Consider the following 12,409-nt stretch of genomic DNA (forward strand, 5'->3'; position numbering starts at 1 on the left):
GCGCGTGAGGGACTCGCGACGACATCGGTCGACTGGATGGCGACGCTGCGCGCCAAAGGCAATGCACGCTTCGATGTCGGCCACTTGCGCTTTCGACGCGGCCAGGGCGAAGCATCCGCGCTGCATTGCTTCGTGCTCGATTGCTCCGGCTCGATGCTCGGCGGCGAACGTCTCGCGCGCGCGAAGGGCTTGCTGATCGCGCTGTTCGACCGCGCCTATCGCGAACGTGCGGAGGTCGCGCTGGTGTGCTTCGGCGGGGGACGCGCCGAAGTGCGTCGTCAGCCGGGGACGGCGCATTGGTTCAATGACCGCTGGATCGCGCCGATTGGCGGCGGAGGCGGCACGCCGCTCACGCTGGGGTTAGCGACGGCATCGACCGTGCTTGCGCGGGCTGCGCGTCGCAAGCCTTCGCAACGCCGCTGGCTGTGGCTGTTGAGCGATGGACGCACGAACGAACGGCCCGCAGCGCCCGCGCTGGCGGACCGTATCGTCGTGGTGGATTTCGAGGAAGGACGCGTGCAAGTCGGCGGGGCGCACGCGCTGGCGCTCGACTGGCGCGCGCAGCACATATCCGCCGAATCGCTTCAATACGAGCGGGGCGTGTAGACCCATTCGCCGTTGCCGATCACGCGTGTCTTCGTCGACCCGACGATCACCATCGTTCGCATGTCGACGAGACCGCCGTGCAATTCGCCGAGCGTCACGACCCGCATCGTTTCCGCCGGACGTCCCACGTCGCGGCCGAGCACGACGGGCGTCGCCGCGTCGCGATGCTCGCGCACGATATCGATTGCGCGATCGAACTGCCAGGGCCGCGCCTTCGATAGCGGGTTATAGAACGCCATGACCAAATCCGCTTCGCTTGCATGCCGGATGCGATGCTCGATCACGTCCCAGGGCTTCAGGTTGTCGGAGAGCGACAGCACGCAGAAGTCATGGCCGAGCGGCGCGCCCGCGCGCGCGGCCGTTGCGAGCGACGCGGACACGCCCGGCACGATAGCGAGCTTCACGGCGGCCCATTCGGCATGCGTCGCGCGTCCTTCGTCGAGCGCTTCGAGCACGGCGGCAGCCATCGCGAAGACGCCTGGATCGCCCGACGATACGACCACGACCTTTCGCCCTGCGCTCGCGAGTTCGAACGCATGGCGTGCGCGTTGCAACTCCTCGCGGTTGTCCGTCATGTGAACGCGCTGGTCTGCGCGAAACGGGCCGGCCATGCGTACGTACGTTTCATATCCGAGAACGTCCTGCGCGGACGCGAGCGCGGCTTTTGCGGCAGGCGTCATCAAGTCGGCGCTGCCGGGGCCGAGTCCGATGACCGTCAACCTGCCGCGCGCGCGACCGATGGATTCGACGTCGATCGGCGCTTCGGCCACGCTCAGCGCGACTCCGTGGGCGCGAAGCGCGTCATTAGGCGGCTGTTCGTTGCTGAAGCGAAGGGGAACGTCGAGCGTGTTGGCAGCATCGCTGAGCGCATCGAACGTCATGCTCTCTGTCGGTGCGACGAGCGCGGCCAGCGCAAGCGGTGACAGCCCGTGTTCGCGCAACGCGCGCTGAACGCGATCAGCAATCGCATCGTCCGGCGCTTCGATCCATGCGGCCACGCAACGCGGATGAATCACGAGACTGCTCTCGTCATTCATCACATACGGCGTGATGCGCACTGCAAGGCGCGCGTCATGAGCGCGAGGCAAGTCGGCCTCATGGAGCCACGGTGCATGACCTTCGATGCGCGTCGTTTCGCCCGCGAGCAGGCCGGACACGAAGCGCTTGCCGCGCTCCATATCCGCCAGCGCGTAGCCTTCGGGCGGCGCGAGCAGGCACATGCCGAAGCGCAACTCGCCGCTCGTCGTGATCGCGGGCGTGACATCGAGCGCCGCGGCGAGTTCGCGCGCCAGCACATTCACGCCGCTCGTGCCGCCGAGCAGCGGCACCACGGCGCTGCCATCCTGCGCGACCGCGAGCACTGGCGGCTCCGCGCTTTTGTTCGTGAGACAAGGCGCCAGCGAGCGAATGACGATGCCTGCCGCACACAGCGCGACGATCGGCGTGGCTGCAAGATAAAGCGCTCGCAAGTGCGCCCCAAAATCGTCGTAGGCGATATCGGCATGAACACGGTTGGCGAAACCATGCACGAGCGACCCGGGATAACGCGCCTGAATGCGGCGCGCGACAGGAAGCGCGCTTTCGCCGAGCACGACGATCGCGATGGATGACGCCGCCTTCATGCCTGCCATTTCGTCCCCGGCACGACGAGCAGCGAGAAATAGGGCGACGCCATCGGATCCACTTCGTCGAGCGGCACGATCCGTTGATTCGCCATCGTCGCGCGCTCGACATAGAGCGCGCGCTTGTCCAGTCCCAGATCGGTGAGGACGCGCCGCACCTTGTCGAAGTTGCGGCCGAGCTTCATCACGACGGCTGCATCGGATGCTTCTAGCTTGCACTTCAACTCGTCTTCCGGCAGCACGCCGGACAGCACGCAGAGACTCTGATTGCGATAAACGAGCGGCACGCCGAGCACGGACACGCCGCCCAGCATCGAACAGACGCCGGGCACGACATGCGCATCGAAACGTCCGGCGAGACGGTCGTGCAGATACATGTACGAACCGTAGAAGAAGGGATCGCCTTCGCAGATCACGGCCACATCGCGGCCCGCTTCGAGATGATCTGCAATGGCGAGCGCGGCTTCATCGTAGAACGCGCTGATGATCGTCTCGTAGCACAGCGGCGGTTCGAGCACTTCGGTCGTCACCGGGTACACGAGCGGCAGGCGCGTCTGCGCGTCGTCGAGATGCGCTTCGATGATGCTGAACGCGTTGCCTTTCTTGCCCTTCGCGACGAAATACGCGACCACCGGCGCGGACTTCAGAAGCCGCAGCGCTTTCACGGTGATGAGTTCGGGGTCGCCCGGACCGACGCCGAGACCATACAGGCGTCCGCTCATCATTCGTTTTCCGAAGCAAGTGCGTTGACTGCGGCGGCGGCCATCGCGCTGCCGCCGCGTCGTCCCTGTAATGCGACGAAGGGCACGCCACGGCTGTCGGCTGCGAGCATCGCCTTCGATTCCGCCGCGCCGATGAAACCGACCGGGAAGCCGAGAATGAGCGCGGGCTTCGGCGCGCCGGCATCGAGTATGTCGAGCAGATGAAAGAGCGCGGTGGGCGCGTTGCCTATCGCGACGACCGCCCCTTGCAGATGCGGCCGCCAGAGTTCGAGCGCAGCGGCGGAACGCGTGTTGCGCATCGCGCGGGCGCGCTCGGGCACGGACGCATCGCCGAGCGTGCAGATGATGCGGTTATCGGCCGGAAGACGCGCCTCGGTGATGCCGTGCGAGACCATGCGGGCATCGCAGAGTATCGGCGCGCCGGCTGCGAGGGCCGCGCGTCCCGCGTCGCCCGCGCCGGGAGAGAAACGCAGATCGTCGACGATATCGACCATGCCGCAAGCATGAATCAGCCGCACGGCGAGCTTTTCGAGGTCGCGCGGAATGGCGCTCAGGTTTGCTTCGGCGCGGATTGTCGCGAACGACTGGCGATAAATCTCGGCCCCGTCGCGGATATAGTCAAGCATCGGCATGGCTCCGGGCGAGCCACGCGGCCGCCTCTTCGATGGATACGTTTGGCGCGACGAGGCGCGCGTCGACATGCAAGTCATAGCGTCCGGTCGACACCGCGATCAATGTGTTTGCGACGGGATGCGCGGCGGCGCACGAACGTTCGCAGCCGCTTAGATGCACATCCTCGTGCACAGACAGCAGAGCGGCGAGGCGGTGAGCGTCGGCTTTGGTATCGGCGCGACTCTTTGCGCAGCCTGACGAACCGGCGCACGCGATGAGACGCGCGAGCGGATGATCCGCGCGCGTGACGAGGCCGAGCGCGTTCATGCGGTCGAGCACGTGTTCAGCATGTTGCGGCATGACGCCGGGTACGAGCACGCCTTGCCAGGGCGTCATCAAGAGCCGGCCTTGCGCGTGCGTCGATGCCAGATTGGCGAGCGCGTCGAGCGTGGCGGCGTCGAGCCGTCCGAGTCGCGTCTGCGCGCCGACATGCCAGTGCCCGCCGTCCGGCATCGGATGCGCGCCGAAGCGCAGCGCGTCGCTGACAGGCGCGCGACGCCAGGCAGTGTCGAGGGTATCGAACGAAAGCATTGCGAGAAAGCGCGTCACGCCGATTCGCGCGAGCAGGTCACGCATGCGATGTTCATCCTTCGACGCGAGCGCAACGAATGCGCGCAGCGCCGCGATCACGAAGTCCACGACCTGTTCGCGCGCGATGCTGCCGAGCGCGGGTAAGTCGCTATCACGATGCGGCATCGAGCCCGCGAAGCCGAACGCGTAACGCGCGTCGTCGTCGAGCGCGGAAAGCCAGAGATCCTGCGGATGATCGAGCATGGCGAGCCGTTCGCCGCCGTCCAGTTGCAGCGCGAATTTCGGCGACAACGCGTGCAGCGCGGCATCGCCCTGCAGCGCGGTGACGATGGCGGCGGCAAGGCGGCGCGTGGCGTCGCTCGCAAGCGGACTCAGCATCACGTTGCGCAAGTCGTCGCCGCCTTGGGCTTGCGGACCGAGGCCCGCGTTCAGCGCGATATCGACGAGTTCCGCGTGGGCATCGTCGCGAATGCCGCGCAGCTGCAGATTCGCGCGATTGGTCAGTTCGATGACGCCGGAGCCGCACCGTACGGCCGCGTGCGCGACGGCATGCGCCGCGTGCGCGCGAAGTTCGCCGCCGGCAAGACGCAGGCGCGCGAGCCCGCCGTCGCGCGCCTGCACGATGCGCATGAGGCCGGGACAAGCCGATGGCCGCGGTGTCGGAAAAGAAGCGTTCAAAAGCGTGACCGGTGCGATTCTCGCTTCGGGCAATGCCACCGGTACACCCCGCCCGGACGGCGTCGCGCGAATAATGCGTGTGAAGCGTGCTGAGCGTGGAAAGCGTGAGTCGGCAGGTCTCTTGGCTGGCAGGTCTGCGCCCGCGCCGGCCTTCCCGGTATAAACCAGTGGCAGTGGAGCGCGGACTCGCTGCGTACAATTGCGGGGGCAGCCACAGTTTCGCTGTGTTCCCTGTTAGGCCCGCGGGTTGAACCGTTGGGCACCGACGTACCGATGTATTATGCCCGCTTTTATCGACCATCAGAACGCTTCGTGCAGGGTATCGTCGCATGAAGCGCGTCGCGAACCGCAAGGAGGGCACGCCCCATGTCGAGCTGGCTGACCGTGGTAGGCATCGGCGAGGACGGCTGGCAGGGCCTCAGCCGCGCGGCGCGACGCGCGCTTGTCGAGGCCGGCGCGATCCACGGCGGCGAGCGTCATCTCGCGCTCTTGCCTGCGGGCATCGCCGCGCGCCGCGTGCCGTGGCCCAGCCCGTTTTCTCTCGATGCGGTGCTCGCCGAGCGCACGCGCGGCAGGCCTGTATGCGTGCTCGCGAGCGGCGATCCCATGTTCTTCGGCGTCGGCGCGACGCTCGCTCGCGAGCTTTCCGTCGACGAGATGCGCGTGATTCCCACGCCTTCGTCGCTGTCGCTCGCCGCTGCGCGTTTGCACTGGGCGTTGCAGGACGCGTGCTGCGTGTCGCTTGTCGGGCGGCCCGTTGCCTCGCTGCTTGCGCATGTCTTTCGCGGCGAGCGCCTGCTGGTCCTGAGCGCGGACGGCGCGACGCCCGCTGCGATTGCTTCGCTCTTGACGGCGCATGGCTTCGGCCCGAGCCGCATGACCGTGTTCGAGCATCTCGGCGGCGTGAACGAACGCCGCATCGACGAGCGCGCGGACGACTGGCGCGAGCCGTTCGTGGCGTCGCTCAATCTCGTGGCCATCGAATGCCGCACGCATGCGGGTCATGCCGGTCCGCCGCTCACGCCCGGCCTGCCCGACGACGCGTATCGTCACGACGGCCAGTTGACCAAGCGCGATATGCGCGCCGTCACGCTCGCGCGCCTTGCGCCGCAGCCGCACGAACTGCTGTGGGATGTGGGCGCGGGCTGCGGCTCTATCGGCATCGAATGGATGCGCGCGCATGTGTCCTGCCGTGCCATTGCCATCGAAGCGAACGAGGGCCGGCAGCGTCTGATCGAACATAACCGCGATGCGCTCGGCGTCCCCGCGCTCCAGCTCGTCAAGGGCGAAGCGCCCGCCGCGCTCGCGGGCCTTCCCGCGCCCGACGTCGTGTTCATCGGCGGCGGCGTGACCGTGCCGGGCGTGCTCGATACGTGCTGGTCGCGGCTGCGTCAGGGCGGGCGGCTGATTGCGAACGCGGTCACGCTGCAAAGCGAAGCCGCGCTCGTCGACTGGCGCGCGCGGCATGGCGGTGAACTCGTGCGCATCGGCGTGGCGCTCGCGGAGCCGCTCGGCGGCTTCGATACGTGGCGGCAAGCGTTGCCGATCACGCTGCTCTGCGCGAGCAAGCCTTGACCGCATTCGACGCCCATCATGCGTGACGAGACATCGGAACAACCCGCGCCGCTCAGAAGCGGCTACACGACCGGAAGCTGCGCGACGGCGACGTGCCTCGCAGCCGCGCGTCTGTTGTTGACCGGGCAGGCGAGCGATCGCGCGGAGATCGTGTTGCCCAAGGGCCAGCGCGTCACGATGAAGCTCGAATTCTGCCGCTTGATCGACGGCATGCGCGATGCGGCGGAAGCGGGCGTCATCAAGGATGCAGGCGACGATCCGGACGTAACGCACGGCGCGCTCGTGTTTGCGCGCGTGCGTCTCTCGGCGGATCAGGGCGTGCGCTTTCACGCCGGACCGGGCGTGGGCACGGTGACGCGAGCGGGCCTGGCGCTCGCCATCGGCGAGCCGGCCATCAACCCCGTGCCGCGCAAGATGATGACCGAGCATCTCCTCGCGCTCGCGCCGCTCGCGGACTATGCGGGCGGCTTCGATGTGACGATAGGCGTCGAGCATGGCGAAGCGCTCGCGCAAAAGACGATGAACCCGCGGCTCGGCATTGTGGGCGGCTTGTCGATTCTCGGCACCACGGGCATCGTCCGGCCGTTTTCGTGTTCGGCGTATATCGCCTCGATTCATCAGGGCATCGACGTGGCGCGCGCGAACGGCGTGCGGCATATCGCGGCCTGCACCGGCAATCAGAGCGAAGACGCGATGCGCGCGCGCTACGGCCTGCCGGATATCGCGCTGATCGAAATGGGCGACTTCGCGGGCGCGGTGCTCAAGCATCTGCGTCGCGCGCCGGTCGAGAAGCTCAGTCTGTGCGGCGGCTTCGGCAAGCTCAGCAAGCTCGCGGCGGGACACATGGACCTGCACAGCCGTAGCTCCAGCATCGACTTGCCGCTGCTGGCCTGCCGGGCCGCGGAGGCGGGCGCGAGCGCGGCGCTTCAGTCGGCCATCCGCGCGGCGAATACGAGTCAGGAAGCGCTGAAGCTGGCGCGCGCCGAAGGCATTGCGCTGGGCGACCTCGTCTGCGCGCGCGCCCGCGACGTGGCGCTCGATATCGTGCCGAGCGGCGTGATCGTCGAGGCGTTCGCAATCGACAGGCAAGGCGTGATCGTCGGGAGCGCCGCATGACGCGCGCGTTGCTGCTCGGCGGCACGGGCGACGCGCTCGCCATCGCGCGAAACATGGGCGCGCCGCATGTCTATAGTCTTGCAGGACTCGCTCGCGTGCCGACGGATCTCGCCTGTGCGGTGCGCGTGGGCGGCTTCGGCGGCGTGGCGGGTCTCGTCGATTATTTGCACGCTGAACGGATCACGCTCGTCATCGACGCGACGCATCCGTATGCCGCGCAAATGAGCCGCCATGCGCGCGAAGCCTGCACGCTTGCGAAGGTGCCGCTGTGGGCCGTGCGCCGGGCCGCGTGGCAGCCGCAAGCCGGCGACGACTGGCGCGATGCGGCTGACTGGCGCGGCATCGTCGAGCGTATCGCGCCGTTTCGCAGGCCGCTGTTCACGCTCGGACGCGAGCCGCTTAAGCATCTGAACGAGATCCCCGCGTCGCAGCACTGGACCATTCGCTGTCTCGGGACGCATGAAGGGACGGCGCGCGCAAGCATTCTCGATGCGCGCGGACCGTTCGATATCGACGGCGAGCGCGCATTGTTCGACGCCGCGCGCATCGATGTCGTCATCAGCAAGAACAGCGGCGGCAGGGCGACCGAGGCGAAGCTCGCGGTGGCGCGTGAACAGCAGTTACCCGTGGTGATGCTCGCGCGGCCGATGCTGCCCGAAGCAGACCGCGAATTCGACGACCCCGCGAGCGCGCTTCACGCGTTGCTCGCTCTCGACTCTCACTGACATGACGGTCTATTTCATCGGCGCGGGACCGGGTGATCCGGAGCTCATCACCGTCAAAGGGCAAAGGCTGATTCGCGCTTGCCCCGTGATTCTCTATGCGGGATCGCTCGTGCCGGAAGGCGTGCTCGAAGGGCATAGCGCGCACCGCGTCGTGAATACGGCGGAACTCGATCTGGATGCCATCGTCGCGTTGTTGCAGCAAGCGCACATGAATGGCGAGGATGTCGCGCGCGTGCATTCGGGCGACCCGTCGCTGTACGGCGCAATTGGCGAGCAGATTCGTCGACTGGAAATGATAGGGATTCCTTATGAAGTCGTGCCGGGCGTGACGGCAACGGCGGCTTCGGCGGCGGCGCTCGGGCGCGAACTGACGCTGCCGGGCATTTCGCAGACGGTGATCCTCACGCGCTATGCGGCGAAAACGTCGATGCCGCCCGGCGAATCGCTCGCGGACCTCGCGCGTCATCGCGCAACGCTCGCTATTCATCTCGGCGTGCGGCATATCGAGCGCATCGTCGCTGATCTCCTGCCGCATTACGGCGAGGACTGTCCGGTTGCCGTGATCTTCCGCGCAAGCTGGCCGGACGAAGAACGCGTGCAGGGCACGCTCGTCGATATCGCGCAGAAAGTGCGTGCATCGGGCATGGAGCGCACGGCGCTGATTCTCGTGGGCCGCGTGCTCGACGCTCGCGATTTCGCCGATTCGACGCTCTACGCGAAGGACTGAGCGTTCATGCGCAATCTCGACGCCGTGTTCGATGCGCTCGCGAAATCCGCGTTTCGCCGGCGATTTGCGCTCGGCGTGCGCGAAGGCCGCTATCTGCGCGAGCGCGGCGTTGAAACGGTGGTCGCGCAGGCGCATGAACTGATCGCGAAACGCCTCGCGCCGCAGGCGCCGCTCAACGACGGCAAGCAGACGCCGTTTCGCGGGCATCCCGTGTTCATCGCGCAGCATGCGACGGCAACGTGCTGCCGGACATGTCTCGCCAAATGGCACGGCATCGCGGCGGGAAAAGTGCTCGACGATGCCGAGCGTCAGCATGTGGTCGATGCCATCGAGCGATGGCTGCGCGCGCAGCCGATGCCGCCTGCCGCTGAAAGCACCGAGGACAACCCGCAGCGCGAGTTGCCCTTCTGACGCTCAATGCGGCTTCTGCTCGCGCGGCACCGCAACGCGGCGCTTGCTGCTCGCGCGGCGCGCCAGCATGTTCAGTGCTTCGACCAGCGCGGAGAACGCCATCGCGGCATAGATGTACCCCTTCGGTACGTGCGTGCCGAAGCCTTCCGCGATCAGCGTCATGCCGATCACCAGCAAAAAGCCGAGCGCGAGCATCACGATCGTCGGATTGCGTTCGATGAAGCGCGAGAGCGGCCCCGCCGCGAACAGCATCACGGAAACCGCCGCGATAACCGCGACGAACATGATCGGAATGTGCTCCGTCATGCCGACCGCAGTCACGATGCTGTCAATGGAAAACACGAGATCGAGCAGCAGAATCTGGCCGATGGCCGACAACGGCGTGAGCCGCGCGCCGGAAGCGGGCCCGGCGTGGTCCTCGGCGTCGTGCGTGACGTGATGATGAATTTCGCTCGTAGCTTTCCACACGAGGAACACGCCGCCGGCAATCAGAATCAGATCGCGCCACGAGAAACCGTGACCGAACGCTTCGAAGATCGGCGCGGTGAGCCGCACGATCAGCGCGACGGTGCCGAGCAGGCCGAGCCGCATCACGAGCGCGAGCCCGATGCCGATGCGCTGCGTGCGCGCCCGGTGCTCGGCCGGCAGCTTGTTGGTCAGAATCGAAATGAAGATGAGGTTGTCGATGCCGAGCACGACTTCCATCACGACGAGCGTCGCGAGGGCTGCCCAGGCGGCGGGGTCGGTGAGAAGGGCGGCAATGTAGTCCATGCGATGCGTTGTTCGTGGGAGGGAAGAGGCGTGATCTTAGCCGGTGCAGCCGCTATTATGAAAGCTATTTGAAACCTTCGTCGGCGCTTGGTTCCGCAGAAGTTCGCTCGAGCGGTAACTTCGCCGTCGAAATCCGACAAATAACCGAACTAAGGCGGAAAAGTCCTCCTGTTCCGATGATGCACCGCAACGAATACGGGTAAACTCCGATGCTTCGATGCGGCCGCTGTCGAGCCGCCCTCCGTCCACCTACTGCATCGCGCAGCACACACGGTCACGCCGCATGTCCGGACAATCCCAACGTCTCGTCGAGCTCGACTTCTTCCGGGGGCTCGTCCTCTTGATCATTGTCGTCGATCATATCGGCGGCAGCGTGCTGTCGCACTTCACGTTGCACGCGTTTGCGCTGAACGACGCGGCCGAAGTCTTCGTATTTCTCGGCGGCTTCGCCACCGCGACCGCTTACGCGTCCCTCGCTCAGCGCCGGTCGGAGCGCGCCGCGGGCCTGCGTTTCGTGCGGCGGGCGTTCGAGATCTACCGCGCGTTCCTGATCACCGCCGCGCTGATGCTCGTCGCCACCTTCCTGCTGCGACCGTTCTATGGTCACGCGCCGAATCTCGTCCTGCACGACCTCGACACGCTGACGGCGGCACCGGTGACGTCGATTGCCCAGATTCTGACGTTCGAGCGCCAGCCGTATCTGGCCGCCGTGCTGCCGATGTACGCGTTGTTCGCGCTGGCGGTGCCGCTCGTGTTGCCGCTCGCGCGCACGAAGCCGTGGGTGCTGCTGGGCCTGAGTCTCGCGCTGTGGTCGTTCGCGCCCGGCATCGGGGAATATATGCCGTCCGTCGACGATAACCTCTGGGACTTCAATCCCGCCGCCTGGCAACTCATGTTCACGCTCGGCGTGCTCGCGCGCTGCCAGCCGGTCTATCAGCGCGTGGCGTCGCACCGCTTCGGCTGGACGATCAGCGCCGCCGCGCTCGCGGTGATCGTCGGCATGGCGTACTACAAGCTGCTCGTGCTGCCGCCCATACTCGACAGCGCGTTCAAGCGCGACCTGGCGGGCGCGCGCGTCGTCAATTTCCTTGCGATCGCGTGGATCGCGACCAACCTGGCGCGGTACGGCGTGGTGAAGGCCGTCGCCAGCCGTTTGCCGTGGATCGGCGCGATAGGGCGCGACGGCATGGTGTGCTTCGTCGCGGGCGCGGTAATTTCGCTCGTGGTCGATTCGATTCTCTTCACCGTCACGGACGGCCTCGTGAACGTGCCGGCCGGTCTGGTCGGCGACGCGGTTGCAATCATGGCGCTGCTTTCGGTGCCGCGCTTGCGCCAGCCGGTGGCGAACTGGCTCGGCGTTCGGACGCGCGTTCCTGCGGCAAGCGCTGCCGTGGTTGCAGCGGCGGAGAATCCGGTGCGCGTGCAGTGATCTGGAGATTAGGCACCGTCTCTTGACGGTGTTTTTTTATTCGCTAAATCGCAACTAACGGTCTTTTGTTTCAGCGCCTATAAATCGGCGCGGCACGAGGCTTGCAAGCAGCCCGCTCATTCACAACAACGAACGGCTCTTCCATGCTCAAGCTCGCTATTCTCTTCGCGGTCATCTCGGTTATCGCCGGCTTCTTCGGTTTCGGACGCGTGTCGTCGGGCGCGGCCGGCATCGCGAAGATCTGCTTCTTCATCTTCCTCGTGCTGTTCGTGATCTTCCTGGTCGTCGCGATTTCGGCGGGATCGCTCGTGCTTTGACGGAGCTCGTGCATTCGGTGGCGACGCGCGCGGCGAGAAAATTTCTTTTCCTCGCGAAGGAGGCTGTGCTTTCGTCGGCGCGGTTTAGGCGAGGTCGCTCGTACTTTGCCGCGGCGAGTTAGCGATAGCGACGCGCGCACCGAGAAAAAATGTCTCTTTCTCGCGAAGGAGGCTGTGGTTCTCGTCGGCCCGGTTTCGGCGGGGTCGCTCGTGCTTTGACGCGGCTCGTGCATTTGGTGGCGACGCGCGCGCCGAAAGAATGTCTTTTTCTCGCGAAGGAGGCTGTGGTTCTCGTCGGCCCGGTTTAGGCGAGGTCGCTCGTGCTTTGACGCGGCGAGTTATCGGAAGCGACGCGCGCGCCGAGAGAATTGTCTCTTCCTCGCGAAGGAGGCTGTGGTTTTCGTCCGCGCGGTTTAGGCGAGGTCGCTCGCATGTGTTCACCTTCTGACTTCGACCGCCGCGCCAAAAAGGCGGCTGGATGACGAATAATGGTCGCTTCCGAAGGCG

General features: G+C 66.2%; 13 protein-coding genes and 1 riboswitch. Of the genes, 8 read left to right on the forward strand and 5 right to left on the reverse strand.

Going from position 1 to position 12,409, the window contains the following annotated elements; all coding sequences use genetic code 11:
* Positions 1-36: 36 nt before the first annotated feature.
* Complete coding sequence (locus NCR37_RS15450; RefSeq protein WP_250473735.1) at positions 37-606, forward strand: vWA domain-containing protein; 570 nt, start codon at positions 37-39, stop codon at positions 604-606.
* Here the strand turns inward: NCR37_RS15450 and cobJ are convergent.
* Genes cobJ through cobG form a run of 4 tightly spaced genes read right to left on the reverse strand, consistent with a single transcriptional unit; the run spans position 585 to position 4,783 of the window.
* Positions 585-2,237 (reverse strand): precorrin-3B C(17)-methyltransferase, encoded by a 1,653-nt coding sequence (cobJ, locus tag NCR37_RS15455; protein ID WP_250473736.1) that lies wholly within the window; start codon positions 2,235-2,237, stop codon positions 585-587. The two genes, NCR37_RS15450 and cobJ, sit on opposite strands and share 22 nt — an antisense overlap.
* Positions 2,225-2,953, reverse strand: a complete 729-nt coding sequence (locus NCR37_RS15460; RefSeq protein ID WP_250473737.1) for a precorrin-2 C(20)-methyltransferase — start codon at positions 2,951-2,953, stop codon at positions 2,225-2,227. Before NCR37_RS15460 ends, cobJ begins: the two co-directional genes overlap by 13 nt.
* Positions 2,950-3,576, reverse strand: coding sequence for a precorrin-8X methylmutase (locus NCR37_RS15465; RefSeq protein WP_250473738.1), 627 nt, complete (start codon positions 3,574-3,576; stop codon positions 2,950-2,952). The genes NCR37_RS15460 and NCR37_RS15465 overlap by 4 nt, the downstream gene beginning before the upstream one ends.
* Positions 3,569-4,783: a precorrin-3B synthase gene (gene cobG / locus NCR37_RS15470; RefSeq protein ID WP_250473739.1), complete on the reverse strand. Its 1,215-nt coding sequence runs from the start codon at positions 4,781-4,783 to the stop codon at positions 3,569-3,571. Before cobG ends, NCR37_RS15465 begins: the two co-directional genes overlap by 8 nt.
* Positions 4,784-4,925: 142 nt before the next feature.
* A riboswitch (cobalamin riboswitch) is annotated at positions 4,926-5,113 on the reverse strand.
* An 84-nt stretch (positions 5,114-5,197) separates the two neighbouring features.
* On the opposite strand from cobG, the gene cbiE reads away from it, so the two are divergent.
* The 5 genes from cbiE to NCR37_RS15495 are packed head-to-tail and all read left to right on the forward strand — an operon-like array spanning position 5,198 to position 9,385.
* The gene (gene cbiE / locus NCR37_RS15475; protein ID WP_250473740.1) at positions 5,198-6,406 is read left to right on the forward strand and encodes a precorrin-6y C5,15-methyltransferase (decarboxylating) subunit CbiE; all 1,209 of its coding nucleotides are present in this window, start codon (positions 5,198-5,200) and stop codon (positions 6,404-6,406) included.
* An 18-nt stretch (positions 6,407-6,424) separates the two neighbouring features.
* Entirely contained in the window at positions 6,425-7,522 is a 1,098-nt protein-coding gene (locus tag NCR37_RS15480) for a cobalt-precorrin-5B (C(1))-methyltransferase (RefSeq protein WP_250473741.1), read from the forward strand.
* Positions 7,519-8,247 (forward strand): cobalt-precorrin-6A reductase, encoded by a 729-nt coding sequence (locus NCR37_RS15485; protein ID WP_250473742.1) that lies wholly within the window; start codon positions 7,519-7,521, stop codon positions 8,245-8,247. The genes NCR37_RS15480 and NCR37_RS15485 overlap by 4 nt, the downstream gene beginning before the upstream one ends.
* A gap of 1 nt (position 8,248) precedes the next feature.
* Positions 8,249-8,974, forward strand: coding sequence for a precorrin-4 C(11)-methyltransferase (gene cobM, locus NCR37_RS15490; protein ID WP_250473743.1), 726 nt, complete (start codon positions 8,249-8,251; stop codon positions 8,972-8,974).
* A 6-nt stretch (positions 8,975-8,980) separates the two neighbouring features.
* On the forward strand, positions 8,981-9,385 hold the full coding sequence (locus NCR37_RS15495; protein ID WP_250473744.1) for a DUF4186 domain-containing protein: 405 nt from the start codon (positions 8,981-8,983) through the stop codon (positions 9,383-9,385).
* Positions 9,386-9,388: 3 nt separating this feature from the next.
* Here NCR37_RS15495 and NCR37_RS15500 read toward each other — a convergent pair whose 3' ends face one another.
* Positions 9,389-10,156, reverse strand: a complete 768-nt coding sequence (locus NCR37_RS15500) for a TerC family protein (protein WP_250473745.1) — start codon at positions 10,154-10,156, stop codon at positions 9,389-9,391.
* Between the two features lie 283 nt (positions 10,157-10,439).
* On the opposite strand from NCR37_RS15500, the gene NCR37_RS15505 reads away from it, so the two are divergent.
* Positions 10,440-11,585: an OpgC domain-containing protein gene (locus NCR37_RS15505; protein ID WP_250473746.1), complete on the forward strand. Its 1,146-nt coding sequence runs from the start codon at positions 10,440-10,442 to the stop codon at positions 11,583-11,585.
* A gap of 143 nt (positions 11,586-11,728) precedes the next feature.
* Positions 11,729-11,902 carry a DUF1328 domain-containing protein gene (locus NCR37_RS15510; protein ID WP_159833772.1) on the forward strand — a complete coding sequence of 58 codons (174 nt, stop codon included), beginning with the start codon at positions 11,729-11,731 and terminating at the stop codon, positions 11,900-11,902.
* The last annotated feature ends 507 nt before the right edge of the window (positions 11,903-12,409 follow it).

The organism is Caballeronia sp. GAFFF1 (assembly GCF_023630705.1).
Classification (GTDB): Bacteria; Pseudomonadota; Gammaproteobacteria; order Burkholderiales; family Burkholderiaceae; genus Caballeronia.

Excerpts from the sequence above, each read along its gene's own strand:
- NCR37_RS15485 (WP_250473742.1), top strand. The coding sequence starts at position 7,519 with ATGACGCGCGCGTTGCTGCTCGGCGGCACGGGCGACGCGCTCGCCATC.
- NCR37_RS15495 (WP_250473744.1), top strand. The coding sequence starts at position 8,981 with ATGCGCAATCTCGACGCCGTGTTCGATGCGCTCGCGAAATCCGCGTTT.
- cbiE (WP_250473740.1), top strand. The coding sequence starts at position 5,198 with ATGTCGAGCTGGCTGACCGTGGTAGGCATCGGCGAGGACGGCTGGCAG.
- cobM (WP_250473743.1), top strand. The coding sequence starts at position 8,249 with ATGACGGTCTATTTCATCGGCGCGGGACCGGGTGATCCGGAGCTCATC.
- NCR37_RS15505 (WP_250473746.1), top strand. The coding sequence starts at position 10,440 with ATGTCCGGACAATCCCAACGTCTCGTCGAGCTCGACTTCTTCCGGGGG.
- NCR37_RS15510 (WP_159833772.1), top strand. The coding sequence starts at position 11,729 with ATGCTCAAGCTCGCTATTCTCTTCGCGGTCATCTCGGTTATCGCCGGC.
- NCR37_RS15500 (WP_250473745.1), bottom strand. The coding sequence starts at position 10,156 with ATGGACTACATTGCCGCCCTTCTCACCGACCCCGCCGCCTGGGCAGCC.
- NCR37_RS15465 (WP_250473738.1), bottom strand. The coding sequence starts at position 3,576 with ATGCTTGACTATATCCGCGACGGGGCCGAGATTTATCGCCAGTCGTTC.
- NCR37_RS15460 (WP_250473737.1), bottom strand. The coding sequence starts at position 2,953 with ATGATGAGCGGACGCCTGTATGGTCTCGGCGTCGGTCCGGGCGACCCC.
- cobG (WP_250473739.1), bottom strand. The coding sequence starts at position 4,783 with ATGCGCATCGTGCAGGCGCGCGACGGCGGGCTCGCGCGCCTGCGTCTT.
- cobJ (WP_250473736.1), bottom strand. The coding sequence starts at position 2,237 with ATGGCAGGCATGAAGGCGGCGTCATCCATCGCGATCGTCGTGCTCGGC.
- NCR37_RS15450 (WP_250473735.1), top strand. The coding sequence starts at position 37 with ATGGCGACGCTGCGCGCCAAAGGCAATGCACGCTTCGATGTCGGCCAC.
- NCR37_RS15480 (WP_250473741.1), top strand. The coding sequence starts at position 6,425 with ATGCGTGACGAGACATCGGAACAACCCGCGCCGCTCAGAAGCGGCTAC.